The following is a 26040-nucleotide window of genomic DNA, read 5'->3' as shown; positions in this document are numbered from 1 at the left end:
GCACGCGCCTCACCCATCCGCAGTGAAGGCCACCTTCACTGCGTTGAACGCAGTGAAGGTGGCCTTCACTGCGGTCGGGGTGGCCTTCACCGCGATCGGGTCTGCTCCTCAGCGAATACCTCGTGGCAGCCCTTGCTGCAGAAGGCGTACCTGGTGCCGTCGCCCTCGGCGACCCCGGCCGCGTGCTCGAACGGGACGAACATGCCGCACACCGGGTCGAGCCCGGAGCCCGGCGGCGGCTCGGCCCTCGGCGCGCCCGACTCGCGAAACGGCCTGGTGATCAGCCGCACGATGTCATTGGCACGCAGCACCTGGCCGCCGAGACCGATGCCACCCTCGGGCACGCCGACGACGTGCACCATCGCCCCGGGATCGGCCAGCAGCCTGCCGTAGGTCTCGACGAGGTACGGGCTCATGTCCTCGCGCCAGCCCTCCGGGACGCTCACGCGCACGAGCAACCGGTGCTCCGCGCGGCGGCCCCCGGTGTACCAGGCGCCGACCTCGTGGAAGACGACGTGCGAGATCGCGCGCTGCGCCTCCAGCACCTCGGGCGGCGCGGAGTCGGCCTTCACCACCTCGTTCACGAGGTCGTCGGCGAGCCGGTCGCGTTGCTCGCCGGTCAGCAAGCCCTCGGGTGCGAACACCTCCACGAACATCATGGCCGCACCGCCTTCACCAGCAGTGTCGAGCAGGACAGCGACACCCCGTCGGCGCGCTCGTGCCTCCCGAGCTCGATGAGCAGGGCCGCGCGCACGCCCACCCGCTCCGCCTCGCCGACCGCCCGCAGGAAGTGCGGCATCGGGCCGAAGGAGAGCAGGAACTCCGCCGCGTCGACGGCGTCGGCGCCGAAGCGCATCGGCACGCTCAGCGGGGTCGCCGTCACGCGGGTGAACCCCGCGGCCGTGAGCACGCCGGTGACCCGCCCGGGATCTGCCAGCGACGCGGGACCCGCCTCACCCGGCTCGCCGTAGCGCTCCGGGAGATACCGCCCGAACACCGTGGCGTAAAGGTCCCCGAGGTCGCTCCCGGTCAGGTCGCCCAGCGCCGCGAAGGCGAGCCGCCCGCCCGGTCGCAACGCGCTGCCGATGTTGGTGAACGCCGCCACCGGGTCGGCGAAGAACATCACCGCCGCCCGGCTGATGGCCACGTCGAACCCGCACTCGGGAAACGGGTACACCTGGGCATCACCCTGCTCGAAGGTCACGTTCTCGATGCCCTCGGCGCGGGCCGCCTCCCGCGCCCGTTCGAGCATCGGTGAGGAGAGGTCGATGCCGAACGCGCTGCCGGCGTTCGCGAGGCCCGCGGCGATCCTGGTGGTCTGCCCGGTGCCGCATCCGAGGTCGAGCACCCGGTCCTCCGCGCCGATCGCCGCCGCGGCGAAGAGCGGATCGTTGATTCCGGCGTTGACGGCGTTGTAGCGGTCGGCATGGTCGGCCCAGTGCCTGCCCTCGGCGCCGTTCCACGCCCTGGCTTGTTCGAGGTTCACGATGGTCTGCATGCCGACGATGCTTCCGCCGTCGCGCCCTGCCCGCGTCGGTCGTGCGAAGCGTTTCCGCAGCGCGCCTACTCCCCGGGAAGTACTCCCGCTGGAGAACGGAATCGGCGTGTTCTGCGGCTAGTGTTCGGACATGGCACACGTCTGGGACCTGCTCGATCCCTTCGACACCGCGCTGGCGGCCGGGATCACCGCGCTCGCGGTGCTCGACGCCGTCGCCGGCCCCGCGGAGCCGGCCGCACTCGACTACGCCGTGCTGCTGGTGGGTTCGCTCGTGATCGCGTTCCGCAACCGGGCTCCGCGCGTGGTGCTCGCGATCAGTCTCGGGTGCGGGCTGGCCTACACGGCGGGCGTCGAACCGGGGCCGATCGCGACGGTGCCCGTGCTCGTCGCCGTCTACACCGTCACCGCCGTGGGACACCGCGTGCTGGCGCTGGCCGTCACCGCGCCGCTGACGGTGTTCGCGGTGGCGACCAACCTCGCCGGCACCGACGACGGGACGGCGGCCGGGCAGGCGATCCAGGAGGCGATCCTGCCCGTCGGCTGGTTCGTCGCGGCACTCGTGCTCGGCGAGGTGACGCGGCATCGGCGCGCGTACCTGGAGCAGGCCCGTGAGCGGGCGGCCGAGGCCGAGCGCACCCGCGAGGAGACGGCGCTGCGCAGGGCCGGGGAGGAACGGCTCCGCATCGCCCGTGAGCTGCACGACTCGCTCACCCACCAGATCTCGATCATCAAGGTGCAGGCCGACGTCGCCGTGCACCTGGCGAGGAAGCGCGGCGAGGACGTACCCGACGCGCTGGTGGCCGTGCAGGACGCGAGCCGCGAGGCGACCAGGGAGCTGCGCGCGACGCTGGAGGTGCTGCGCGCCGACGACGAGAACACCGGAACCGGTCTCGCCCGGCTCGACCACCTGGTACGCCGCGCCGCGGTGCCGGCCACGGTGACCGTCGAGGGCGAGCCGCACCCACTGCCCCGCGACGTCGACCGGGCCGCGTACCGGATCGTGCAGGAGGCGCTCACCAACGTCGCGCGGCACGCCGGCGAGGCCACGGCGACGGTCACGATCGGCTACGGCGCGGACGAGTTGACCGTGCGGGTCGACGACGACGGCGCGGGCGGTCGGGGAGCGGCGATCCCCGGCGTCGGGCTGATCGGCATGCGGGAACGGGTCACCGCGCTCGGCGGGCGCCTTCGCGCGGAGCCGGGGCCGGAGGGCGGGTTCACGGTGGAGGCCGTCTTCCCGGTACGGGAGCGCGTGTGATCCGGGTACTGCTCGTCGACGACCAGGCGCTCATCCGCGGTGGCTTCCGCGCGCTGCTGGAGGCCGAGGACGACATCGAGGTGGTGGGCGAGGCCGCGGACGGCGCACACGGCGCCGAGCTCGCCGCGGAGACCGTGCCCGACGTCGCGCTCATCGACATCCAGATGCCCGTGCTCGACGGCATCGAGGCCACGCGGCGGATCGTCGCCGACCCCCGGCTCGACGGCGTGCACGTGGTGATGCTGACCAACTACGGCTTCGACGAGTACGTGTTCAACGCCCTGCGGGCCGGTGCGAGCGGGTTTCTCGTGAAGGACATCGACCCGGCGGACTTGCTGCACTCCGTGCGCGTCGCGGCGCGCGGCGACGCGCTGCTCGCGCCGTCGATCACGCGCAGGCTCATCGCCGAGTTCGTGTCGCGGTTGCCGGAACCGGACATCGGCAAGAGCATGGAGCGGCTCACCAACCGCGAGCGCGAGGTGGTCGCGCTCGTCGCGCGCGGCCTGTCTAACGACGAGATCGCCCAGCACATGGTGATCAGCCCGACCACCGCGAAGACCCACGTCAGCAGGGCGATGACCAAGCTGCACGCCCGGGATCGGGCGCAGCTCGTGGTGTTCGCCTACGAGTCGGGGCTGGTTTCGCCGAAGCGCAGCTTGTAAGCTTCTGGATCTGTGAGCGCTGAAAGCGCTTTCAGTTCATGGATCACGACGAGGTGAGCAGATGGCGATGTCAAGGGGAAACCGCTGGCGTGCGCGGAAACCGGCGATCCGGACGCTGGGTGTGCTCGCGACCGCGCTCGTGTGCACGTCGATCGCGGCTCCCGGCGTGCAGGCGTCCCCACCCGGCCACGGGGCGGTCTTCCCCACGCTGGCACCGAACCTGGCCGCCTACTACGACTTCGACCACCCCGTGGCCGGAAACGCCACGCAGGAACGGGACCGCGGCTTCTCGGACACCCCGCTCGACCTCGTCAACGGCGGCGCCGACATGCGCGTGCGCGACAGCGCGTTTCCCGGCAGCGGGCGCGCACTCCAGACACAGCAGGTGAACCCCGAGGTCGACGGCAACGACGACTGGAAGGCCGGGGTGTACTCGGCCGACGGCGTTCCGACGCTGAGCGCGTTCAGCGGCGTCACCGGCACCACCGTGATGGGCTGGTTCAAGGTGACCGGCACGAACCCGAACCTCAACTCCACCACGCCCGATCCCGACGACTACTACAACGCCGTCGGCCTGGCCGGGATCCTGTCCGGCAACTCCGACGGGCACGGCGTCCGCGCACTGCTCGAGCTGATCAATGTGGACGGTGAGCTGCGGCTCGTCGCATTGGGCAGGCGTGCCGACTCCGGCAGCTCGCAGACGTTCGCGGCCAGCGAGGACTGGCAGAAGCTGTTGCCGAAGGGCGAATGGGTGCACCTCGCCGCGACGTTCGACTTCGACAACGGCACGATGGCGTTGTACCGCAACGGAAAGCCCGTGGACGGCTTCTACACCGTGTCCGGCGACCCGTGGGGCGTCGAGGGCGAGCCCGAGCCCGACCGCGCGTCCGCGACCGACCCGGGGGGCATCAAAATCGGCGGCAGCTTCCCGCAGAACACGCTGGAACGCAATCCCTGCAACTGCCGCTTCGACAGCCTGATGTTCCTCGACCGGTCGGTCTCGCCCGCCGAGGTGTGGCTGCAGTACCAGTGGATGGTCCGCGGCCGGGGGTGACGATCGCGGCGGCGGCTACAGTGGAGGCCGATGAAACGCCCCGCTTCGCCGCTGCCGCCCCGGCACGGACTCGATGCCGCACGGCTCAGGCTGCCCACCGAGGGCACCTGGGCCACCGTGCGTGACCACCTCGTCGAGCGCCTGCACCGGCTGGACCCGCGGCGGATCGACGAGATGCTGCGGGAACGGCGGATCGTCGGGCTCGACGGGCCGATCACGCTGGAGACGCCGTACGTCCCCGGTTCCTTCATCTGGTTTCACCGCGACCTGCCCGACGAGGTGCCGGTGCCCTTCGAGATCGGCGTCGTGCACCGGGACGACCACCTCGTGGTGGTGGACAAGCCGCACTTCATGGCCACCATTCCGCGCGGCAAGCACGTGCTGGAGACCGCGCTCGTGCGGCTGCGGCGTGATCTCGGGCTGCCGGAGCTGAGCCCGGCGCACCGGCTCGACCGCGTCACGGCGGGTCTGGTGATGTTCGTGGCCCGGCGGGAGCTGCGCGGTCCGTACCAGACGCTGTTCCGCGACCGGCTGGTGGGCAAGGAGTACGAGGCGATCGCGCCGTACGATCCCGCGCTGGAGCTGCCGCGCACGGTGCGTAGCCGGATCGTCAAGGAACGCGGCGTCATGACGGCGCGGGAGGTGCCCGGCGAGCCGAACGCGGAGACGTGGGTGGAGCTGCTGGAGCGCCGGGACGGGCTCGGCAGGTACCGGCTGCGGCCCCGGACCGGGCGAACCCACCAGCTGCGGGTGCACATGTCCTCGCTCGGGACACCCATCCTCGGCGACACCTTCTACCCGGTACACCGCGAGACGCCGCTGAACGATTTCAGCCGCCCACTCCAGCTGCTGGCCAAGGTGCTGGAGTTCACGGACCCGCTCACCGGCGAACGGCGCCGTTTCGAGAGCGGGGCGACCCTCCAGGCGTGGACGGACCACGCCGCCTGGCAAGCCGACGTCCTCGCCTGACGCGCCAGCCCGCGAGTCGTGCACTCCGGGCCGCGAGTCGTGCACTCCCGACCGCGAGTCGTGCACTCCGGGCCCACGACCGGCGTACCGAGCGGGCAACTCACGAGTCCGAACGGGCAACTCGCGAGCCTGAGTGCACAACTCGCGTGCAGGGGTGCACAACTCGCGTGCAGGAGCGCACGACTCGCGGTCCTGGGCGCACGACTCGCGTGCAGGAGCGCACGACTCGCGGGTCTGGGCGGGGACTCGCGCGGCGTCAGCCGCGTTCCACCAGGTGGCCCACCACGTCGGGGCCGGGGTGCGACGCCCCGGAGCCGTCTCGGCGCACGTCGACCTCCGGCAGCTCCACCGGGTCGCCGTTCTTCATGGCTCCCGCCGGGCGCGGTCCGATCCACGCGACCGTGAGCCCCTGCTCGCCCTTCAGGAACCGGTGCGCCCGGACGCCCGCGGTCGCCCTGCCCTTCGAGGGGTACTCCGAGAACGGGGTCATCTTCACGCTCTGCCCGGTCGCCGTCACGACCATCGGCTCGCCGTGCTCCTCGTCGTCGGTCCGGATCGCGCCGAAGAACACAACCTCGGCATCGGCACCGAGGTTGATGCCCGCCATGCCGCCGCCCTTGAGGCCCTGCGGCCGCACGAGCGACGCCGAGAACCGCAGCAGCGACGCCGCCGACGACAGGAACGCCAGCGTCTCCTCGCCGTCGGTGAGCCACACGGCGCCGACCACCTCGTCGCCGTCCTTGAGCCCGATCACGTCGAACTCGTCGGAGCGCACCGGCCACTCCGGCGCGCACACCTTCACCACGCCACGCCGGGTACCGAGCGCGAGCCCCGGCGAACCGGCCGCCTTCTCCCCCAGCGGCGCGATGCCCACCACGCGCTCGCCCTTCTCCAGCGGCACCAGCTCGCGCGCGGCCATCCCGCCCCGCAGCGACACGGTGCCGACCTGCTCGGGCAGCACCGGCAACGGCAGCACGTCGACCTTGAACGCGCGCCCCGCGCTGGTCACCAGCAGCACCTGGCCGCGCGCGGTGGTGTGCACGACCGCCGACACGGCGTCGTGCTTCACCCGCCCGCTGCGCCGCCTGCTCTCGATCGCCTCCTCGGACTCGGCGGCGGTCCTGGCCACGAGCCCCGTCGCCGAGAGGATCACCTGGCACGGGTCGTCGGCGACCTCCAGCGGACCGGCCGGCTTCGACGCGGCGAGCACCTCCTTGAGGTCACCGTCGATCAATGCCGTGCGCCGCTCCGTCGGGAAGTCCTTGGCGATCTTGGCGAGCTCCTGCGAGACGACCTTCCTGAGCACCGACTCGTCGTCGAGGATGCGGGACAGCTCCGCGATCTCCTCGCGCAGCTTGTCCTGCTCCTCCTCCAGCTCGATCTTGTCGTACTTGGTGAGCCTGCGCAGTGGCGTATCGAGGATGTAGGTGGCCTGGATCTCGGAGAGCTTGAACCGCTTCATCAGGCCTTCCTTGGCGGCCTGCGCGTTGTCGCTCTGCCGGATCAGGCGGATGACCTTGTCGATGTCGAGCAGGGCCTTGAGCAGGCCTTCGACCAGGTGCAGCCGCTCCTCGCGCTTGCGCTTGCGGTACCGCGTCCGCCGCGTGACGACCTCGTACCGGTGCGAGAGGAAGACCTCCAGCAGCTGCTTGAGCCCCAGCGTCCGCGGCTGGCCGTCCACGAGCACGAGGTTGTTGATGCCGAACGACTGCTCCAGCGGTGTCAGCCGGTACAGGTCGGCCAGCAGCGCCTGCGGGTTGACGCCCACCTTGCACTCGATCACGAGCCGCGTGCCGTTCTCGCGGTCGGTGAGGTCCTTGACGTCGGCGATGCCGGTGAGGCGCTTGGACTTGTTGATCTCCTCGGTGATCTTCTCGATCACCTTCTCCGGTCCGACGCCGTAGGGCAGCTCGGTGACCGTGATGCCCTGGCGCCTGCTGCCCTGGATCGGGCCCGTCTCGACCTTCGCGCGCATGCGGACCACGCCGCGGCCGGTCTCGTAGGCCTTGCGCACCTCGTCGAGGCCCAGCAGCATCCCGCCGGTCGGCAGGTCGGGGCCGGGGACGAACTCCATGAGCTTGTCGAGCGACGCGTTCGGGTGCGTGATCAGCCAGCGCGCCGCGGCGATGACCTCGCTCAGGTTGTGCGGGATCATGTTGGTCGCCATGCCGACCGCGATGCCCGACGTGCCGTTGACCAGCAGGTTCGGGAACGCCGCCGGCAGCACGGACGGCTCCTCGAGCGAACCGTCGTAGTTGAGCCGGAAGTCGACGGTCTCCTCGCCGAGCTCGCCGGTGAGCAGCATCGCCTCCGGCGACATGCGCGCCTCGGTGTACCGCGAGGCCGCGGGCCCGTCGTCGGGGGAGCCGAAGTTTCCGTGCCCGTCGATGAGGGGCACGTTCATCGAGAAGTCCTGTGCCAGCCGCACCATCGCGTCGTAGATCGCGGTGTCGCCGTGCGGGTGGTAGCGGCCCATCACGTCGCCGACCACGCGCGAGCTCTTCACGTACGCGTGGGTGGGCCGGTAGCCGTTCTCGTTCATGGAGAACAGGATCCGGCGGTGCACGGGCTTGAGGCCGTCGCGCGCGTCGGGCAGCGCGCGCGAGTGGATGACCGAGTACGCGTACTCCAGGTAGGAGTCCTCGATCTCGGTCTTCACGGAGTTGTCGTAGACGTTCGCACCGGCCTGGTCGAACGCGGCCGGATCGACCCGGGTGATCGTGCCTTTGCGGCGTGCCATCGGTTTCTACCTATCCTCAGATGTCGATCGCGGCCTGGTCCACGCGGGCGGCCGACGAGATGAGCCAGTTGCGCCGGGGCTCCACCTTCTCGCCCATCAGGAGCTCGAGCGCGGCCTCCGCGGCCTCGGCGTCGTCGAGCGTGATGCGGCGCACGGAGCGCGTCGCGGGGTTCATCGTGGTCTCCCAGAGCTCGTCGGCGTCCATCTCGCCGAGGCCCTTGAAGCGGGGCACGGGCTTCTTGACGGTCCGGCCGGCCTTCTCCAGTTCGGCGACCTTGGCCTGCATCTCCCGCTCGGTGAACGTGTAGTGCGTCTCTTCCTTGCGCCCCTTGGTGACCACCTTGTGCAGCGGCGGCATCGCGGCGTAGAGCCTGCCGTCCTCGATCACCGGGCGCATGTACCGCGCGAAGAGCGTGATCAGCAGCGTCCGGATGTGGGAGCCGTCCACGTCGGCGTCGGCCATCAGGATCACGCGGCCGTAGCGCATGGTGGAGATGTCGAACGTGCGGCCGGTGCCCGCGCCGAGCACCTGCACGATGGAGGAGATCTCGGCGTTCTTGAGTGCGTCGCCGAGGCCGGCCTTCTGCACGTTGAGGATCTTGCCGCGCAGCGGTAGCAGCGCCTGGTACTCGGAGACGCGGGCCTGCCGGGCGGAGCCGAGCGCGCTGTCGCCCTCGACGAGGAACAGCTCGCTGCGGGCGACGCCGGTGGTGCGGCAGTCGACGAGCTTCGGAGGCATGGCGGCGCCTTCGAGCGCGGTCTTGCGCCTGGCCGCGTCCTTCTGCTGCTTCTGCGCGAGCCGCACGCGCGAGGCGTCGACGATCTTCTGGAGCACGACCTTGGCCTCGGCCTTGGTCTTGCGGTTCTCGGTCCACGCCTTGACGTGCTTCTCCACGATGCCCTGCAGCACCCTGGTGATGCCGGCGGTGGACAGCTCGTCCTTGGTCTGCGACGTGAACTGCGGCTCGGGGATGCGCACGTGGATCACGGCGGTCATGCCCTCGCTGACGTCGTCGAGCGTCGGCATGTCCTCCTTGGGCTTGAGCAGCCCGCGCGTCTTGGAGATGGCCTCCTGCAGTGCCTTCACCATCGCGCGGTCGAAGCCCTTGCGGTGGGTTCCGCCGTGGACGTTGCGGATCGTGTTGGTGAAGCACTCGACGGTGCGCTCGTAGCCGGTTCCCCAGCGCAGCGCGATCTCCACCTCGGCGTGGCGTTCCACATTGGACTTCATCACGCCGTTCTCGTCCGCGGCGTTCTCCTTGTACGTGCCGTCGCCGGTGATGACGAGCGTGCCGCACACCGCCTTGTCACCGGCGGGAGCGAGGAACTCGACCATGTCGGTGAGACCGTTGGGGTAGTGGAACGTCTCCTCGTTGATGGCACCGTCGGTGGCGGTACGCAGGACGTAGGTGACGCCGGGCACGAGGAACGCGGTGTTGCGCAGCTTCATGCGCACGGCCTCGACGTCGAGAGCGGCGCCGGTCTCGAAGTAGCGGGCGTCGTGCCAGTACCGGATGGTGGTGCCGGTGGACTCGCCGCGCTTCATCTTCCGCGCCAGGCGCAGCCCGGACTGCGGCGTGAACTTCGCCTTCGGGCCGTTGCCGTCGAAAATGCCGGCGACGCCGCGGGCGAAGGACACCTCGTGGACCTTGCCCGCGCGTTTGACGGTGACGTCGAGCCGCAGCGACAGCGCGTTGACGGCGGAGGCGCCGACGCCGTGCAGGCCGCCCGAGGTCTTGTAGCCGGACCCGCCGAACTTGCCGCCCGCGTGCAGGCGCGTGAGCACGAGCTCGACACCGGAGAGCCCCGACTTGGCGTGCACGCCCGTGGGGATGCCGCGACCGTCGTCCTCCACCTCGACGCTGCCGTCGGCGTGCAGCGTGACCACGACTCTGGTGGCGTGCCCCGCCACACCCTCGTCGGTGGAGTTGTCGACGATCTCGGTGAAGAGGTGGTTGACGCCGCGGCTGTCGGTGGACCCGATGTACATGCCGGGCCGCTTCCGAACCGCTTCCAGCCCCTCGAGGTGGGTCAGGTCGTCGGCCCCGTAGAGGGTCTCAGCAGAAGCAGTCACAGGGTGCTCTCTCCCAGATCTCGAAACGCCGGATCGTGCCGGAAGTGCGGCCCGACCAGCGAACCACCGTAGTGCACGGTATCCGTACCACCCGACATTTCCGCACGAGCCTCGCCGTCGGCCCGCCACGGGACGACATCCGGTGTGATCAGGTTCACGCGCGGTCGAAGTCGGCACGGACGCCGAGCAGCCGGACGGGCCTGCCCAGCTCGAACCGGTTCAGCACGGTCAGCGCGGCACGTTCGAGTTCGGCGGCATCGCTGGTCCGGTGCTCCAGGGTAACGCTTCTCGTCTGGGTGATGAACGGCGCGAACCGCACCTTGACGCCCACGCGGGCCGCGGGCCTGCCCTCGGCCAGCACGTCCTCGGCGACCCTGCGAGCCAGCTCACGCACCTTCCGCTCGATCTCGGCGAGGTCGGTGAGGTTCTCCTGGAACGTCGTCTCCCTGCTGCGCGAGCGGGCGACGTACGGCGTCGCCGTGACCTCCCGGTCGCCGGCGCCGTGCGCGAGGATCCGGAAGTAGGGGCCCATCGTGGGGCCGAAGCGGGCGGCCAGCTGCTCCGGGTCGGCGGCGGCCAGCTCTCCGACCGTGGTGATGCCCAGCTCGGCGAGCTTCTTCGTGGTCCGCCCGCCGATGCCCCACAGTGCGTCCGGGGGCCGGTGCGCCATCACCGGCACCCAGTTCTCGCTGGTGAGCCGGTAGATTCCCGCCGGCTTGGCGAACCCGGTGGCGATCTTGGCGCGGGCCTTGTTGTCACCGATGCCCACCGAGCACGACAGCCCGGTCTCGTCGCGGACGGCGCGCTGGACCTCGGCGGCGAACGACTCGGGGTCGTCCGCCGAGACGCCGAGGAACGCCTCATCCCAGCCCATCACCTCGACCACCACCGGGAGCTCGCGCAGCGCGGCCATGACGCGCTCGGAGACGGCCTCGTACGCGGGCGGGTCCGAAGGCAGGAACACCGCTTCGGGGCAGCGCTTGGCCGCCGTGCGCAGGGGCATCCCGGAGTGCACGCCGAACTCGCGGGCCTCGTAGGAGGCGGTGGCCACCACGGCGCGCTGCGTGGGGTCACCCTGACCCCCGACGACCACGGGTTTGCCCTTCAACTCGGGATGCCGGGCGATCTCGACCGCCGCGATGAACTGGTCGAGGTCGACGTGCAGTACCCAGTCCGAAAAGGACGCCGTAGGCGGCGTGGTCACGGTTTCCAGTATGTGCCCTCCGCGAATTCCTGGCCAGTGAGATGCATAGGACGCGGGAGGCGGCGGGTAGGCGATGGGTGCAGGACGAGAGAACACGAGTGAGGAGGAACCGTGGCTCAGCTGGTACGCGAGCTCATGACCGACCATCCCGTGACGCTCTCCGGTGACACGCCGGTGCACGAGGCCGCCAGGATGATGCGGAACCAGGAGATCGGCAGCGTGCTCGTACTCGACGGCGCCGAGGTGTGCGGGATCGTGACCGACCGCGACATCGTGGTGCGCGGGCTTGCCGATCGTGCGGACCTGTCCGGTTGCAGCCTGCGCGAGGTGTGCAGTGAACGGCTGGTGACGGCCTCGCCGAACGAGGAGGCGGGCAACGCCATCGCCAGGATGCGCGAGCACGCCGTGCGCCGCATCGCGGTGCTGGAGGACGGCAGGCCCGTCGGCATGCTGTCGATCGGCGACGCCGCGATGGAGCGGGACCCGAACTCCGCGCTCGGCACGATCAGCGCCGCACCGGCCAACACCTGACCGGCGCGGGACCGGCATAGGGTCGGCTCGTGTCGGTCCGCGAACTCGTGGTGCTGGGTACGGGCAGCCAGGCGCCGTCCCGTACCCGTAACCACAACGGTTACCTGCTGCGCTGGGACTCCGAGGGTTTGCTGTTCGACCCCGGCGAGGGGACCCAGCGCCAGCTGCTGTTCGCGGGCGTTCCCGCGAGCGCGATCACCCGGATCTGCCTCACCCACTTCCACGGTGACCACTGCCTCGGCGTGCCCGGCATCGTGCAGCGGCTCTCGCTCGACGGCGTCCGCGGGCCCGTGCGCGCCCACTACCCCGCGTCGGGGCGGGACTTCTTCGCGAGGCTGCGCTACGCGAGCGTGTTCCACGAGGTGGCGGAGTTGCTGGAGGAGCCCATCGAGGCCGAGGGCACACTCGCGACCGGGCCGTTCGGCAGGCTCCGGGTTCGCAGGCTCGACCACCCCGTCGAGGCGTTCGGCTACCAGCTCGTGGAACCCGACGGCAGGCGCATGGTGCCGGAGTTGCTGGCTCGGCACGGCATCGGCGGGCCGGAGGTCGGTGAGCTGCAGCGCACCGGGAGCCTGCGTGGTGTCTCGCTGGCGGAGGTGAGTGTCCACCGGCCGGGTCAGCGGTTCGCGTTCGTGATGGACACCCGGCTCTGTGACGGTGTGTTCGCGCTCGCCGAGGGCGCCGACCTGCTGGTGATCGAGTCGACGTTTCTCGGCGAGGACGCCGCGCTGGCGAGCACGTACGGGCACCTCACGGCGGGGCAGGCCGGGCGCGTGGCCGCCGAATGCGGGGTGCGGACCCTCGTACTCACCCATTTCTCGCAGCGCTACACCGATCCGAGCAGGTTTCACGACGAAGCCGCCGAGGTATTCGACGGCAAGATCGTGGTGGCGGAGGACCTCACCCGGGTCGCCGTGCCGAAACGCCGCTGAGCCCGGAATAGCTTCCGGCAGGCCGGCGTTGAACACATGCTTGCCCGATTTGGGGGGCAGGCGAATCCCCGCTGGAAAGGAGGGCGGCACAACCGTGGACATTTTCGAGTGGTCGGAGCGTGCCGCCTGCCGTGACGAGGATCCCGAGCTGTTCTTCCCGGTTTCCGATATGGGTCCGGGTGCCCAGCAGACCGAGCAGGCGAAGGCGATCTGCGCGCGCTGTCCCGTGCGTGCGGAGTGCCTGACGTACGCACTGGAGAGTGGTCTGGACTACGGGATCTTCGGTGGCACGACCGAGCGCGAGCGTCGCGCTCTCGTGCGCCGGAACCGCGCGGCAGGCCAGCCACGCGCGGCGTGATTCTCCGGTGAGCCTGCTCACCGGAAAACGGGAACATCGGCGATGTCGCCGACGTTGGAAAAGCTGGTCGATGCGCACAGTGTCCCCCGGGCCTCACCCCTGTTGCCTTCGCGGAATACCGTTCGGCTGGAGCCGCGTCGTGCCTTTCGCCGAGAGGCGACCGTGCGCGTCGGCCGCATTCTTCGACAACGGCTCCCCTCGCATTTTCGCGCGGGGAGCCGTCGTCGTGCCGTCATTCGCCGGTGAGCTCGGCGACGAGCCTCGCGACCAGCCCTGCCACGAGCCCGGGCCGCGTGAGCATCGCCAGGTGGTCGGCGGCCACGCGGTGCACCGGCCAGCCGAGGCGCTCGCACTCGTCGGCCACGGCATCGTAGGGCTCGCTGAGCCGCACGTACCCGCACGCGGGTGGCGGCCAGCGCTCCGCCTCGGGGGCGCGCTCGGCGAAGTAGGCCAGCGGCACCGTCGGTAGTTCCGCGACGAAGCGCCGGTACGTCTCGGCGTCGGGGAACAGGGCCGTCAGCGCGCCGGGTGGGAACCATTCGTGCCACGGCGGGAGCCGCCCTGCCACGGCGAGGCTTTCGAGCCGCGTGCCCAGCTCCGGCGGCGCGGCGGCGAACCAGTCCCGCCCTGGGTGCGGCAGGACCGCGTCGACGAACACGGCCGCCCGCACCTCGCCCGGCAACGCGTCGGCGATCGCGGGCAGCAGCGCGCCCGCTCCGCTGTGCCCGACGAGCACCACCGGCCGGTCCCCTGTCTGCTCGGCGACCGCCTCGGCGAGCCGGGGGTAGAACGGCGGCTCACCGTCCACAACGGTGGCGAGGGAAGGGACCACGACGTCGAACCCCTTGTCCCGCAAGGGTCTCGCGGCCTCCGTCCACGTGGACGGTCCGACCAGCGGGCTGTGTACGAGAACGATCGTCGGCCGCGTCACGAGTACAGTGTGCACCGGGTCGATCACTCTGGCGACACGCCGGGTACCATTGGCACCTTTCGTCGGTCTACAACGTCGTCTACGCTGGCGAGAAATCCGAATAAAACCCACAAATCGCCCTGCTTGCGGGGCAGGTTGTCGTCGTTGCCGGAACGGTTGCGTCTCAGTCACCCGCTTCCCGCCTCTTGCGAGGGCTCGCACGAGAGGGAGGTCGCGTGACAAACGACGAGCAGGGACAGGGCGCTTTCAACGCGGCGACCGGCCGCAGCCTCGAAAGCGACAACGGTAAGCCGCGGTACCTCGCCTACCAGCGAGAACTCATCCGGCCACACTGTGGCCGCTCGGTGCTGGAGGTCGGCGCCGGGATCGGTGAGTTCGCCGACGGCTTCACCGGTCTGGACCGCTACGTCGTGACCGACGTCGACCCCGAAGCCGTGCAGCAGATGAAGCAGCGGTTCGCCCATCGGGGTGAGGTCGAGGTGCAGCAGTTCGACATCGACGGCGCGTCGGTGTTGCCGGAACCGGTGGAGTCACTGGTGGCGATCAACGTGCTGGAGCACATCGAGGCCGACGTGGATGCCTTGCGGTGCCTGGCGAAGTCGGTGACCGACAACGGCAACATCATCCTCTTCGTACCCGGCTACCAGCAGCTGTACGGCGACTTCGACCGCAAGGTCGGCCACTTCCGCCGTTACACGCCCGACACCGTCTCGGCCGCGGCACACGACGCGGGCCTCACCGTGCGGGTGGCGCGCCCGGTGAACTTCCTCGGCGCGTTCGCGTGGTGGGCGGCGGTGCGCAAGGGCGGCGCCGGTGCCCCCGACCGCAGGCTCGTGGCCGCGTACGACCGGTTCGTGGTACCCGTCACCAGGGCCATCGAGAAGCGCGTGCGGGTGCCGTTCGGACAGTCGGTGCTGTGCGTCGCGAGCCGGGCCGGTTAGGTCGGCTGCGCGGGCAGGCCGGGCGACTCCGCCTTTTCGTCTACTTCGGACTCACCCGGCTCCCCTGACTCGCCCTGCAGCAGCGGCGAGCGCACCAGCAGCAGCGTGCACGCCGCGATGAACGCGGCTCCGAACACCTGGCCCGCGATCCAGCCACCGCCCTGCACGTGCTCGCCGAACACGGCCACGCCCCAGCCGATGGACACGAGCGGGTTCGCCAGCGTCAGCCCCGGCTGCGAAGCCACGAGGCTGCCCGCGCGCAACGTGTTCTGCAACAGCAGGAACCCGCTCGGCCCCGCGACGAGGACGGCGTAGGTCTGCCACGCGCCGAACACCCCGTCGATGCCGTCGGCGAAGGCGGCCGCCATCCCGGAGACCAGTGCCGCGAGGAAGCCGAAGTACATGCCGCTCGCGACGCCGAGGTAGGCGGCCCTGCGGGTGCCCCGGTGCCGGTAGCCGATCGCGACGAGCGTCGCGATGACGGCGAGCGTCACCCCGGCTCCCAGCAGCCACGAGGTGACAGGAACGTCGTTGACCTTCCCGCTGCTCGGCCGCAGGCAGACCAGCAGCAATGCGATGCCCGCGCTCATGCCGGCCACCGCGGACCACTCCCTCGCGCGCAGGCGCGTGTGCAGCAGGAGGCTCGACAGCACGAGCGTGAGTCCCAGCTCCGTGACCAGCAGGGGCTGGATGAGGGTGATCGGGCCGGTCGCCAGCGCGGCGGCCTGCAGCACGAAACCGGTGAGGATCGTGGCGACGCCCGCCAGCCAGGCCGGGTCGTGCGCGAGGTTCCACAGCATGCCCACCGACATCGAGTGCCCTCGCGACTGCCGCCGCGCGCCCTTGCGCTGCAGGACGGAGGCGGTGGCGTTGGCGAGCGCGGCGAGCACCGCCAGCACGACGGTCAGGGCCAAGGCGACCGCCCCTCGGAGGGGACCGGGCCGAGAGACATCTCGTCCTCATACCCGCTTTCGTTCAGCGGGAAACCGGAGACCTCCGGCCCTGGCACAGCGGCGCCGCTCGGGCTAGAAAGGCGGATGAGGAGGGAGCACGAGATGGAGATCATCGCTGTCGACACCCCCACGCTGGGTGACCGCAGCTACCTGGTGCACGACGGCGAGGTGGCGTTCGCCGTCGACCCGCAGCGCGACATCGACCGGATGCTCACGCTGCTCGAGGACCGCGGGGTCCGTCTGACCCACGTCTTCGAGACCCACATCCACAACGACTACGTGACGGGTGGCTTCGCGCTCGCCCGCGTCACGGGCGCCGCCTACCACGTCAACGCCGACGACCCGGTGTCGTTCGAACGCGAGCCGATCAGCGACGGCGACGTGGTGGAGGTGAGCCCGGCGCTGCACGTGCGGGCGCTGGCGACGCCAGGGCACACGTTCACGCACCTCGCGTACGCGCTCACCTCCCCCGGCGAGACGCCTTCCGTGTTCACCGGCGGTTCGCTGCTGTTCGGCTCCACCGGAAGGCCCGACCTGCTCGGCCCCGCCCACACCGGCACGCTGGTGCACGCGCAGTACACGTCCGTGCGGCGGCTCGCGGCAGAGCTGCCCGACGAGACGCGCGTGTACCCCACGCACGGCTTCGGCAGCTTCTGCTCGTCCACGCCCACGTCGGGCGAGGCGTCCACGATCGGCAGGGAGAAACGCGTCAACCCCGCGCTGACCGACGACCAGGAGTCCTATGTGCGCACGCTGCTCGCGGGGCTGGACGTCTACCCCGCGTACTACGCGCACATGGGGCCGGTCAACATCGCGGGCCCTGACGCGGCCGACCTGACCCCGCCGCAGCGGGCCGACGCCGCCGAACTGCGCTCGCGCATCGACGCGGGCGAGTGGGTGGTGGACCTGCGGCACCGGACGGCCTTCGCGGCCGGGCACGTCGCGGGCACGCTCAACTTCGGCATCGACGGCAGCTTCGCGACCTACCTCGGCTGGCTGCTGCCGTGGGGCAGCGCGGTGACGCTGCTCGGGGAGACGCGCGAGCAGGTGGCCGAGGCGCAGCGCGAGCTGGCGCGCATCGGCATCGATCGTTTGGAGGCCGCGGCCACGGGCGGCGTCCGAGAGTGGGCGGGTGACGACGAGCTGCGTTCGTTCCCCACCGGCTGCTTCGCCGACCTCGCCCAGGTGCGCCACCATCGCCCGGTGGTGGTTCTCGACGTACGGCGCCGCCAGGAATGGGACGAGGGGCACCTGGAGGGCGCCGTCCACATCCCGCTGCACGAGCTGCTGGAGCGCATCGACGAGGTGCCCGAGGGCGAGGTCTGGGTGCACTGCAAGTCCGGCTACCGCGCGGCGATCGCGGCGTCCCTGCTCGACGCGGCCGGCCGCAGGGTCGTGTCGGTGAACGACGACTACGACGCCAACGCGGCCGCGTAGCTACCTGGTCACCCCTCCGCAGTGAACCGAGCGGGCTGCAGTGAAGGCCACCTTCACTGCAGTCGACGGCGCGGGGCTACGTCGTCTCGTCGGGTTTGCGGCGCTCGATGAAGGTGTCCGGGGCCGATTCGGGGACCTCGGTGCGCAGGTCCGAGTCGCGCAGCACCTCACGCGCCTGTGCCTCGGGGTCGGCGCTGCCCGCCGCGGCCTCCTCAGGCCACAGTTCGGCGCGCTCGGCGGCTCGTTCCTCGACGGCGTTGCGCTCGTCGAAGACGTCGGGGCGGTCGAGGTCGTGCTCACGGCGGACGCGCCGCTCGTCCTGAGCCGACAGCTCCGTCTCGCCGAGATCGAGTGGTTGGTCGTCGCGGGACATGATCGCGGTTACCCCGCCCCTTCGCGAGACTAACCGGCCGTTCTTGCCACCCTTTTCCTACCGGGGGTAGCATCGAGGTATGAAAATGAGTGTCAGCCTGCCTGCCGAGGACGTCGAGTTCCTCGACAGCTACGCCCGCGAGCACGACATCGGCTCGCGCTCCGCGGCGCTGCACCGGGCCGTCGACCTGCTGCGCGCCGCTCAGCTCGGCGACGCCTACGCCGACGCGTGGGCCGAGTGGGAGGAGGCGGGCGAGGCGGCCGCCTGGGAGCCCACGACCGCCGACGGTCTGCCCCGCTGATGCGCAGGGGCGACCTCTACCTCGCCGACCTCGACCCGGCCCTCGGCGCGGAGACCAACAAGCGCAGGCCCGTGGTGATCGTCAGCAACGACGGCGCCAACTCGACCGCGGAGCGGCTGCGGCGCGGCGTGGTCACCGTCGTGCCGGTCACCTCCAACACCACTCGTGTCTACCCGTTCCAGGTGCTGCTGCGCGCGGGCGAGGCCGGGCTCGAACGCGACTCCAAGGCACAGGCCGAGCAGGTGCGCTCGATCGCCGTGCAACGGCTGGGCGCGAAACTCGGCCGCCTCAGCCCGCAGCTCGTGCGGGCCGTCGACGACGCACTCCGGCTGCACCTGGGGATCTGAGACCGTCCTCAGTGGAGGATCTTCAACCCGGCGACCCCGGCGACGATCAGCACCAGGCACGTGATCCGGCCCGCCGAAACGGGGTCACCCATCGCGACCATGCCGTACACGGCCGTGCCGACCGCGCCGACGCCGACCCACACCGCGTACCCGGTGCCCACCGGCAACGTCCGCAGCGCGTAGCCGAGGCCGGCCATGCTGATCACGAGCGCGACGGCGAACACGATGCTGGGCACGGGTTTGGACAGGCCGCGCGACGCACTGAGCGCCGCGGCCCACACCGTCTCGAACAGACCGGACACGATGAGCGCGAGCCACGCCATGACGATCCCTCCGCAGTAATGCGATACCGACTACATCACTGCGCCGTCTTGGCATGACCGGGTACGACGCGCTCGTCCGGGGCCGTGAAGAACACGACCGCCATCCACGCTAGCACGCGGATCCGGCGCTACAACCGGAAAGCGGCGCACGCCACCGCCACGTACGAGCGCTCCGGCGCACGCCAGGCGACCTCGGCCCAGCGGTTGTCCGTGACCTGCGAGCCGTTGGCGCCTACACAGGTGTAGACCCCGCCCTGGAGGTACGGCCCACACGGCTGGTCCGAGGAGGACGCGTTGACGCACGTCGTGTAGTTGGCGCACGTCAGCGTCGTCAGCGCCGGGGAACCGACGTCGGTCCCGGCTCTGACGTTGAGCTTGCAGGCGTTCTGTGTCGAGGCGTGCACGAGCGCGGGGGCCGGCTCCGGCGTGTCCGCACTCGCGGCCGGAGCCGACAGGAACAGGCCGGCCAGCAGGGCGCAGGCGACGAGAACGGCGGAACGAAGGGAAAACCTCACCGGAAGAACCTCCACACGGATCGAGCGAGAACCTCACCGAGGGTATCGAAATCAGAACCCTCCGCGATCACACGATCAGGCGGACAACCGGAGAGGCACGGGTCACCCGGAGTGGACCGCACCGCCACGAGGACGGACGGATCGTTGCCGCACAGGACTTCTCGGCCCTGTGCGGCATGCGGCGCCCGGCTAGATGTCGTGACCTGACACGTTGTTGTCAGGCGGCGAGCCTGCTGATGGGTGGTCGGCCGCCGAGGGCGGAGTGGCCGCGTTGAGTGTTGTAGTGGTGGAGGAATCGGTCAAGGCCGCGACGGCGGGACGTGTTGCTGGTCCAGGGTCGGGCGTAGGCCCATTCGTTGAGCAGGGTGCGGTTGAAGCGTTCGGCTTTGCCGTTGGTCCAGGGGCAGCCGGGTTTGGTGAAGCGGCGTTTGATGCTCCAGGCCGTGCAGACCCAGCCCCAGTCGGTGCCGCGCCGGTAGACCAGGGCGTTGTCGGTCAGGACGCGGCGCACGCGGATGTTGTGGGCGGCGAACCAGGCCAGCGCGCGGTGCAGGAAGGCCGCACAGGTGTGGTCTTTCTCGTCGGCGAGGACCTCGCTGTAGGCCAGGCGGGTGTGGTCATCGATCGCGGTGTGGACGTAGTCGTAGCCGATCTTGGTCTTCTTGTGGCGGTTCGCGACCGATACCTTCGCCTCGCGCCCGTGCAGTCGCCACCCGCCACCGGCCGGGATCCGGCCCAGTTTCTTCACGTCCACGTGGATCATTGACCCGGGTGTGCGGTGTTCATAGCGGTGGGGGCTGCACCGCGAACCGCGTACCGGCTCGCCGGTAATCGGGTCGATCGCGGCCAGGTGCGGCACGGCGTGGCGGGCCAGGATCCGTCCGACCGTCGACGGGTTGAGACCGAGCTCGGAGGCGAGCGCGACCGCGCCGCGACGGCGGCGTCGCCGCGCGGCCAACACCCGCTGCTCGACCCATTTCGGGGTGCGAGTGGGCATCCGCCGCGGCCGCGACGAACGATCACCCAACGCGGCGTCGCCACCCTCGGCGTAACGGCGCACCCACTTGTACACCGTCGCGCGCGACACCCCCAGCTGCTCGGCCACGTGCGCGGCCGGCCACCCGGCAGCGACACGCTCAACGATCAGGCGACGAGCGAACACATTGGTACGGGCATTAGCGTGAGCCATCGAGGACCTCCTGCGGGTGAATGCCAGACACATCCACTCCGCCAGGAGGTCCTCCCACGTTCAAGCAGGCGCGCCGTCAACAACCTCCCGGGTCACGACAGCTAGACGAGCTCGGTCTCGGCGAACGCCGCGCGCAGGCGGGTCTCCTGGTCGGTGGACAGGTTCGTGGAGATCAGCGTGGCACCGGTGTTGCGGAACTCCTCCAGCACCTTGTCCACCACCGCGTGCGACGACATCACGAACAACGCCGACGTACCCGGTGTGACGTCCTCGCGCACCTTGCGGATGAAGTCGTCGTCGATGCCGACGTCGGTCATCGCCGCGGTGAGCGCGCCCACGGCGGCACCGACCGCGAGGCCCAGCAACGGCACGAAGAAGATCAGGCCGAACAGCAGGCCCCAGAAGCTCCCTCCGAGCGCGCCCATGCCCGCGAGATGGTGCAGCTGCTTCGTCTTCGGCTTCTTCGCGTCCTCGGGCCAGTAGACGTAGGCCGCGTCGTTGATCTGGATCAGCTGCTCCTTCTGCATCCGCTCCAGGAGCGCGAGCGCGTCGGCGGCGCCGTCGGCCGAGTCGAACTTCCACACCGTGAAGGTGCCCATCTCCCTGCCTCCTCGAGGTCCACCGGCCACGAGCCGGGCCGGAACCCGCACTGTCCGCCCATCCGGGCGCGCGCGGCATCACCCGCGGCGGGCGAGCATGTTCATCCTTCGCGGATGAGGCACGAGCGGTCCCCCGCGTGACGATGAGAGGCAAGACGGCCGCTCGCAGACGGGAGAAGGTCATGGCCGAATACACGCACACCACTAGGGGAGTCACTCGCGGCGGCTGGAGCGGCTGGACCGGCTGGATCATCTTCGCCGGCGTGATGCTGTTGCTGGTGGGGTTCTTCCAGGCGATCGAGGGTCTCGTCGCGATCTTCGACGACGGCTACTACCTCGTCGGAGCCGACGGGCTCGTCGTGAACGTCGACTACGACGCGTGGGGCTGGGTGCACCTGGGCTTCGGCGTCGTCGCCGTGCTCACCGCGCTCGGGCTGATGACCGGCAACAAGATCGCCCGCGTCGTCGGCGTGATCCTCGCCGGGCTCAGCGCGATCCTCAACCTCGCCTTCATCGCCGCCTACCCGGTCTGGTCGCTCATCGTCATCGCCGTCAACGTGCTCGTGATCTACGCGATCGTCGTGCACGGCCGGGAGCTGGAACGCGACAACGTACCGGGCTGACACCGGTTCACCCGAAGCGGGTGACGACAGCGGCGGGGCGGGAATGGTTCCGTGGCAACGTCTCCCGGCGCAGGTGGAGAGCCGGGTGGCACAGCGGGGAGGGGTACCGGGTGCGAGCGGTCGGGCGCCGCACCCGGTACGTGCCCATGCCCGGAAGCCACGGAGCCGCCATGAGCCGAGCGCGGTCGGAACGCGGGCGCCAGGCCACGCTGGCGCTGCTGCGCTCGACGTGCGCCGTGGCCGCGCTCGTCACGGTCTACTACCTCGCCCCGCTCAACGCCACGCCGGATGCGGGCACCTGGCTGCGATTCGCGCTCGGGCTCGGGGCTTTCGCCGCGCTGGTCACGTGGCAGATCCGCGGCATCCTCTCCGCACCGATGCCGGTGGTGCGCGGCGTGCAGACGATCGCGGTCAGCCTGCCGTTGCTGCTGCTGGTGTTCGCGTCGGTCTATGTGGTGATCTCCACCGAGTGGCCCGCCAGCTTCACCGAACCGCTCGACCACAGCGACGCGCTGTACTTCACGGTCACCGTCTTCGCCACCGTCGGCTTCGGCGACATCGCCCCGGTCAGCGAGCTCGCGCGGCTGCTCACCACGGCGCAGATGGTAGTGGGGCTCGTCGCGGTCGGTGTGGTCGCCAAGCTCGTGGTGAACGCGGTGCGCATCGCCGTGCAACGCAGGACCCCCGAGCACGATGGGCCCCAAGGGCACGACGAGCCCATCCGTGGTGGGTGAAGGTGTCCGGGCGCGTGGCGGCCGACGATCGCGGCATGGCCGAGCCAGTCCCGACCCGCCGCGCGGGCGGGCTCGTTTCCGTGCCGGCGGGCACCTACACGATGGGGTCGAACGAGCACCGCTACCCCGCCGACCGGGAGGGCCCGCGACGCGCGCGCCGGGTCCCGGCGTTCCGGATCGCCGCCCACGCCGTCAGCAACGACGACTTCGCCGCGTTCGTCGCCGAGACCGGCCACCTGACCACCGCCGAGCGGGAGGGCTGGTCGTTCGTGTTCGCCGGCCTGCTGCCCCCGTATCACCCGCCGACGTTGCCGTTCCCTCCTGCACCGTGGTGGCGGCGGGTGCCCGGCGCGTCGTGGCGAAGGCCGGAAGGTCCCGGTTCCGGCCTCGCCGGGAGGGGCACGCACCCGGTCGTGCACGTGTCGTGGGCCGACGCCCGCGCGTACTGCCGGTGGGCGGGCGGCAGGCTGCCCACCGAGCTGGAGTGGGAGTACGCCGCGCGCGGCGGGCTCGACGGCGCGCGTTACCCGTGGGGCGACGAGCTCACCCCGCGCGGCGAGCACCGGATGAACGTCTTCCAGGGCCGGTTTCCCCGCCACGATACGGGCGAGGACGGCTTCGTCGGTACCGCGCCGGTCACGGCGTACCCGCCCAACGGCCTCGGCCTGCACAACATGACGGGCAACGTCTGGGAGTGGTGCGTCAATCGCTTCGGCTCCACCCGGCCAGGGCACCGCGCGATACGCGGCGGCTCCTACCTGTGCCACGGCTCCTACTGCTGGCGCTCCCGCTGCGCGGCACGCGGCTCCTGCTCCCCCGGCACCAGTGCGGGCAACATCGGCTTCCGCCTCGCCGCCGGGGTCACGTGAGGCCGAGCTCGCGGGCGGCGACCACCGCGGCCCGCCGGTTGTTGACACCGAGCTTGCCGTAGATCGCGCGGACGTGGGTCTTGACCGTGTTCACCGACACCGACAACCCGCTCGCGACCTCCGACAGCGACTGGTGCGAGCCGAGCCGGGCCAGCACGACGTGCTCCCGCCCCGTCAGCAGCCCCTCTGCGTGCACGCCCTCCCGTTCGGCCAGCGCGCGATGCACCCGTTCCGCGAACGGTCCGGCCGAGCCGAACCCGCCGAGCTGGTCGGCGAGCAGCTGTCGCACCGTCGGCTCCGCGTGCGCGAAGGGCAGGATCAGCCCCGAGGGTTCCGCGAGGGTGAGCGCCGAGGCGAGGCACCGCCGCGCGCGCGTACGCTCCCGGGCCCGCAGCGCCAGCGCGGTTTCCAGCAGCCGCGCCTCAACCCTGGTGAGGTCGCCGAGCACGCCACGGTCGCCCTCGGCCACGGCCTCCGCCATGCGGCGCGCGGCGGCGGGCTCCCCGTGCGTGGCCTGCCACCACGCGCCGAGCAGCGCGCGTTCGGCGGGCGCGGTGACACGCGCGAGCAGCCAGGTGCGCACGTCGCGGGCGTGTGCCTCGCGCCCGAGCCGCAGCGCGGCGCGGTACTCCATCAGCGCGGCCAGCACCGCCGGCTGCGGGAGCAGGGTCACCTCGCCCAGCTCGGCGCGGGCGTCGTGCAGCAGCCGCAGCCCGTCGGCGTGGCGGCCCCGGTCGGTGAGCGCGGCACCGGTGAGCACGTCGATGAGGAACCGCAGCCTCGCCTGCGGCAGCTCGCCCGCGGCCCCGGCGGCCTCGGCGGCATGCCGCAGGGCGGCACGGGCGTCGGCGCCGAGCAGTGCGGCGAACCCGAGCAGCAACCGCGCGGGCGCGAGCAGCGGGGAGTCGTCCCGGCCGTGCTCGGCCGCGATCGCCACGGCCGCCGCACACGAGCCCGCCATGTCGGCGTAGTCGCCCTCCAGCGCCGACACGGCGCCGAGTGCCGTGTGGCAGTGCATCGCGAGGTAGCCGAGGTCCCGCTCCCGCGCGGTCCGCAGGGCCTCCGTCAGCCCACGCCGCGCGCCCGCGAGGTCCCCGTCGTGGAGCAGGCCGCAGCCGGACAGCAGCGCCGCCCACGGCCGCGTGGCCGGTGATCCGCCCGGTTCCGCCTCGCCCGGCGCGCGGCCGCACACGAGCGCGTAGGTGGCGAGCACGAGGCTCCGCAGCGACTCCAGCTCCGCGCCGGCGTGCTCTGGCCACGCCGCCTCGCTGTCGGCGAGCGCCGGCTCCGCCGAGGCCGGGTCTCCCGCCTCGACGTCGGCGAGCGCCGCGACCAGGCTCAGCCAGGCGTCGGCACGCACGCGGCCCTGGCCGGCCGCGGCGAGCCCGTCGAGCACGGCCCGCCGGTCGCCGCGCAGCAGCAGCCCGACGGCCTCCTCCCGCAGGAGTTCCGACACCACCCCGGTGTCCTCGGCGCGCCCGGCGTGGTCGATCGCCTCGCGCGGGCGCGCGTGCGAGGCGTACCAGTGCGCCGCGGCCGTGTGCAGCGCCACGGCCCGCTGCGGGCGCTGCCGCCGCAACCCGGCACGCAGGTGCTCCCGCAGCAACGGATGCACGCGGTAGGACTGCTGTCGTGCCCGCGCCGCCGTGACGAGCGCGCGCCTGCCCGAGAGCTCGTCCAGCAGCAGCCCGGCGTCGGCCCGCCCGGACAGGACCCCGGCGAGTGGCGGTGTCACCGTGTCGCACACGCTGATGGCGCTCAGGAACTCCCGCACGTCGTCGGTGAGCGTGCCCAGCACCTCGTCGCCGAGGTAGTCGGCGACGGCGGTGTCCTCGCCCGCGAAGCAGGCCAGGAACGCCTCGCGGTCCGGCGCGGCCGGCAGCGACCGCGCGGCGAGCCGCAGCCCGGCCACCCAGCCGCCCGTCTGCTCGACGAGCCCGGCCAGTTCCCCGGCGTCGAGCGCGACCCCGGCCGAGCGGAGGAGCGTGTCGGCCTCCTCCGCGGAGAACCGCAGCTCGGCCGCCGTGAGATCGGTGAGTCTGCCCTCGACGCGCAGCCGTGGCAGCGGCAACGGGAGCTCCGACCGGCCCGCGAACACCAGGTTCAGCGCGGGCGGCTGGTGCCGCACGAGTGTCGCGAGCGCGTGCAGGGTCGACACGGCCGTGAGCTCCTGCACGTCGTCGAGCACGAGCCACACGGGTTCGGCCAGCTCGTCCAGTGCGTTCACCACCTCGGCGACGAAGCTCGCGGGATCGCCGCCAGGAGGGACGGGCCGGCGCAGGGCGCTGTTCGCGGGCACGGCAGCGCATCGCGCGAGCGCGGTCAGCACCGAGGACCAGAACCGTTCCGGGTCGTTGTCGCCGGCGTCGAGCCGGACCCACGCCGTCCTGCGCTCGTTGCCCGCCCGCACCCAGTCGGCGAGCAGCAGTGTCTTGCCGTAACCCGCCGGTGCGCACACGCTGGTGACCGCTGCGCGGCCGAGCAGTTCACGCAACGCGGGCCTGGCGACGAAGCCGGCGGGTAGTTGCGGCACAGCGGTTTTCGCCCGGGAAAGGTACCGGGGCCGCGGCCGCCCGTTGTGACCGTCCGGTCCCACGCGACCAGAATATTCGGCGGGCGCCCGTT

At 71.2% G+C, this 26040-nt stretch carries 27 protein-coding genes and 1 riboswitch; of the genes, 14 read left to right on the top strand and 13 right to left on the bottom strand.

Translation table 11 applies throughout. The features are described 5' to 3' along the window. Positions 1-86 precede the first annotated feature (86 nt). On the bottom strand, positions 87-659 hold the full coding sequence (locus BA062_RS28160; RefSeq protein ID WP_110341903.1) for an eL24 family ribosomal protein: 573 nt from the start codon (positions 657-659) through the stop codon (positions 87-89). Next, positions 656-1498: a class I SAM-dependent methyltransferase gene (locus BA062_RS28155; RefSeq protein ID WP_110341901.1), complete on the bottom strand. Its 843-nt coding sequence runs from the start codon at positions 1496-1498 to the stop codon at positions 656-658. Before BA062_RS28155 ends, BA062_RS28160 begins: the two co-directional genes overlap by 4 nt. 130 nt (positions 1499-1628) lie before the next feature. Between BA062_RS28155 and BA062_RS28150 the strand changes: the two genes are divergently transcribed. From BA062_RS28150 to BA062_RS28135, 4 genes are all read left to right on the top strand, one after another. Then, positions 1629-2756 carry a sensor histidine kinase gene (locus BA062_RS28150; RefSeq protein WP_110341899.1) on the top strand — a complete coding sequence of 376 codons (1128 nt, stop codon included), beginning with the start codon at positions 1629-1631 and terminating at the stop codon, positions 2754-2756. Next, positions 2753-3418 carry a response regulator gene (locus BA062_RS28145; protein WP_110341897.1) on the top strand — a complete coding sequence of 222 codons (666 nt, stop codon included), beginning with the start codon at positions 2753-2755 and terminating at the stop codon, positions 3416-3418. Before BA062_RS28150 ends, BA062_RS28145 begins: the two co-directional genes overlap by 4 nt. Before the next feature lie 61 nt (positions 3419-3479). Beyond that, the gene (locus BA062_RS28140; protein ID WP_245960047.1) at positions 3480-4472 is read left to right on the top strand and encodes a LamG domain-containing protein; all 993 of its coding nucleotides are present in this window, start codon (positions 3480-3482) and stop codon (positions 4470-4472) included. 30 nt (positions 4473-4502) lie between these two features. Continuing rightward, positions 4503-5441 (top strand): RluA family pseudouridine synthase, encoded by a 939-nt coding sequence (locus BA062_RS28135; protein ID WP_110341895.1) that lies wholly within the window; start codon positions 4503-4505, stop codon positions 5439-5441. A gap of 256 nt (positions 5442-5697) precedes the next feature. On the opposite strand, the gene BA062_RS28125 is transcribed toward BA062_RS28135, so the two are convergent. The 3 genes from BA062_RS28125 to BA062_RS28115 all read right to left on the bottom strand — a co-directional run bounded on the left by BA062_RS28125 (position 5698) and on the right by BA062_RS28115 (position 11459). After that, positions 5698-8181, bottom strand: a complete 2484-nt coding sequence (locus BA062_RS28125; RefSeq protein WP_110341893.1) for a DNA gyrase/topoisomerase IV subunit A — start codon at positions 8179-8181, stop codon at positions 5698-5700. 16 nt (positions 8182-8197) lie between these two features. Continuing rightward, complete coding sequence (locus BA062_RS28120) at positions 8198-10255, bottom strand: DNA gyrase/topoisomerase IV subunit B (RefSeq protein ID WP_110341892.1); 2058 nt, start codon at positions 10253-10255, stop codon at positions 8198-8200. Between the two features lie 154 nt (positions 10256-10409). After that, positions 10410-11459, bottom strand: a complete 1050-nt coding sequence (locus tag BA062_RS28115; RefSeq protein ID WP_245960046.1) for a DNA polymerase IV — start codon at positions 11457-11459, stop codon at positions 10410-10412. A 111-nt stretch (positions 11460-11570) separates the two neighbouring features. Here BA062_RS28115 and BA062_RS28110 point away from each other — a divergent pair, with 111 nt between their 5' ends. From BA062_RS28110 to BA062_RS28100, 3 genes are all read left to right on the top strand, one after another. After that, the gene (locus BA062_RS28110) at positions 11571-11990 is read left to right on the top strand and encodes a CBS domain-containing protein (RefSeq protein ID WP_110342613.1); all 420 of its coding nucleotides are present in this window, start codon (positions 11571-11573) and stop codon (positions 11988-11990) included. A 29-nt stretch (positions 11991-12019) separates the two neighbouring features. Then, complete coding sequence (locus BA062_RS28105; protein ID WP_110341888.1) at positions 12020-12922, top strand: ribonuclease Z; 903 nt, start codon at positions 12020-12022, stop codon at positions 12920-12922. A gap of 94 nt (positions 12923-13016) precedes the next feature. Continuing rightward, the gene (locus BA062_RS28100) at positions 13017-13280 is read left to right on the top strand and encodes a WhiB family transcriptional regulator (RefSeq protein ID WP_110341886.1); all 264 of its coding nucleotides are present in this window, start codon (positions 13017-13019) and stop codon (positions 13278-13280) included. Positions 13281-13512: 232 nt separating this feature from the next. Here BA062_RS28100 and BA062_RS28095 read toward each other — a convergent pair whose 3' ends face one another. Continuing rightward, a complete protein-coding gene (locus BA062_RS28095; RefSeq protein ID WP_245960045.1) occupies positions 13513-14211 on the bottom strand; it encodes an alpha/beta hydrolase in 699 nt (232 codons plus the stop codon). Between the two features lie 215 nt (positions 14212-14426). Between BA062_RS28095 and BA062_RS28090 the strand changes: the two genes are divergently transcribed. Further along, entirely contained in the window at positions 14427-15152 is a 726-nt protein-coding gene (locus BA062_RS28090; RefSeq protein ID WP_110341884.1) for a class I SAM-dependent methyltransferase, read from the top strand. On the opposite strand, the gene BA062_RS28085 is transcribed toward BA062_RS28090, so the two are convergent. After that, positions 15149-16066 carry a DMT family transporter gene (locus BA062_RS28085; RefSeq protein WP_110341882.1) on the bottom strand — a complete coding sequence of 306 codons (918 nt, stop codon included), beginning with the start codon at positions 16064-16066 and terminating at the stop codon, positions 15149-15151. The two genes, BA062_RS28090 and BA062_RS28085, sit on opposite strands and share 4 nt — an antisense overlap. A gap of 141 nt (positions 16067-16207) precedes the next feature. Between BA062_RS28085 and BA062_RS28080 the strand changes: the two genes are divergently transcribed. Beyond that, positions 16208-17542: an MBL fold metallo-hydrolase gene (locus tag BA062_RS28080; RefSeq protein WP_110341880.1), complete on the top strand. Its 1335-nt coding sequence runs from the start codon at positions 16208-16210 to the stop codon at positions 17540-17542. A 76-nt stretch (positions 17543-17618) separates the two neighbouring features. Here the strand turns inward: BA062_RS28080 and BA062_RS28075 are convergent, their stop codons facing one another. Next, positions 17619-17915, bottom strand: a complete 297-nt coding sequence (locus BA062_RS28075; protein WP_110341878.1) for a hypothetical protein — start codon at positions 17913-17915, stop codon at positions 17619-17621. Between the two features lie 79 nt (positions 17916-17994). Here BA062_RS28075 and BA062_RS28070 point away from each other — a divergent pair, with 79 nt between their 5' ends. Together BA062_RS28070 and BA062_RS28065 are read left to right on the top strand one after the other, a co-directional pair. Next, on the top strand, positions 17995-18216 hold the full coding sequence (locus BA062_RS28070; RefSeq protein ID WP_110341876.1) for a ribbon-helix-helix domain-containing protein: 222 nt from the start codon (positions 17995-17997) through the stop codon (positions 18214-18216). Beyond that, positions 18216-18563, top strand: coding sequence for a type II toxin-antitoxin system PemK/MazF family toxin (locus BA062_RS28065; protein WP_110341874.1), 348 nt, complete (start codon positions 18216-18218; stop codon positions 18561-18563). The genes BA062_RS28070 and BA062_RS28065 overlap by 1 nt, the downstream gene beginning before the upstream one ends. 8 nt (positions 18564-18571) lie before the next feature. Here BA062_RS28065 and BA062_RS28060 read toward each other — a convergent pair whose 3' ends face one another. From BA062_RS28060 to BA062_RS28045, 4 genes are all read right to left on the bottom strand, one after another. Next, entirely contained in the window at positions 18572-18886 is a 315-nt protein-coding gene (locus BA062_RS28060; protein ID WP_110341872.1) for a DMT family transporter, read from the bottom strand. A gap of 37 nt (positions 18887-18923) precedes the next feature. Further along, positions 18924-18988, bottom strand: a riboswitch (guanidine-III (ykkC-III) riboswitch). Positions 18989-19014: 26 nt separating this feature from the next. Further along, on the bottom strand, positions 19015-19401 hold the full coding sequence (locus BA062_RS28055) for a hypothetical protein (protein ID WP_245960044.1): 387 nt from the start codon (positions 19399-19401) through the stop codon (positions 19015-19017). Positions 19402-19618: 217 nt separating this feature from the next. Further along, positions 19619-20590: an IS481 family transposase gene (locus BA062_RS28050; protein WP_110340084.1), complete on the bottom strand. Its 972-nt coding sequence runs from the start codon at positions 20588-20590 to the stop codon at positions 19619-19621. Positions 20591-20691: 101 nt separating this feature from the next. After that, positions 20692-21189, bottom strand: a complete 498-nt coding sequence (locus BA062_RS28045; protein WP_110341870.1) for a DUF1269 domain-containing protein — start codon at positions 21187-21189, stop codon at positions 20692-20694. 182 nt (positions 21190-21371) lie between these two features. Here BA062_RS28045 and BA062_RS28040 point away from each other — a divergent pair, with 182 nt between their 5' ends. From BA062_RS28040 to BA062_RS28030, 3 genes are all read left to right on the top strand, one after another. Continuing rightward, positions 21372-21812: a DUF7144 family membrane protein gene (locus BA062_RS28040; RefSeq protein WP_110341868.1), complete on the top strand. Its 441-nt coding sequence runs from the start codon at positions 21372-21374 to the stop codon at positions 21810-21812. A 170-nt stretch (positions 21813-21982) separates the two neighbouring features. Further along, on the top strand, positions 21983-22546 hold the full coding sequence (locus BA062_RS28035; RefSeq protein WP_110341866.1) for a potassium channel family protein: 564 nt from the start codon (positions 21983-21985) through the stop codon (positions 22544-22546). A gap of 35 nt (positions 22547-22581) precedes the next feature. Further along, positions 22582-23415, top strand: a complete 834-nt coding sequence (locus BA062_RS28030) for a formylglycine-generating enzyme family protein (RefSeq protein WP_110342610.1) — start codon at positions 22582-22584, stop codon at positions 23413-23415. Here the strand turns inward: BA062_RS28030 and BA062_RS28025 are convergent. Further along, positions 23408-26011 carry a winged helix-turn-helix domain-containing protein gene (locus tag BA062_RS28025; protein WP_146240100.1) on the bottom strand — a complete coding sequence of 868 codons (2604 nt, stop codon included), beginning with the start codon at positions 26009-26011 and terminating at the stop codon, positions 23408-23410. The two genes, BA062_RS28030 and BA062_RS28025, sit on opposite strands and share 8 nt — an antisense overlap. Positions 26012-26040 lie beyond the last annotated feature (29 nt).

The sequence above is a fragment of the Prauserella flavalba genome (assembly GCF_003202235.1).
In the GTDB taxonomy this organism is placed as follows: Bacteria; Actinomycetota; Actinomycetes; order Mycobacteriales; family Pseudonocardiaceae; genus Prauserella_A; species Prauserella_A flavalba.
The sequence above is the reverse complement of the archived record's forward strand: the minus strand, read 5'-3'. Positions and strand labels throughout refer to the sequence as shown.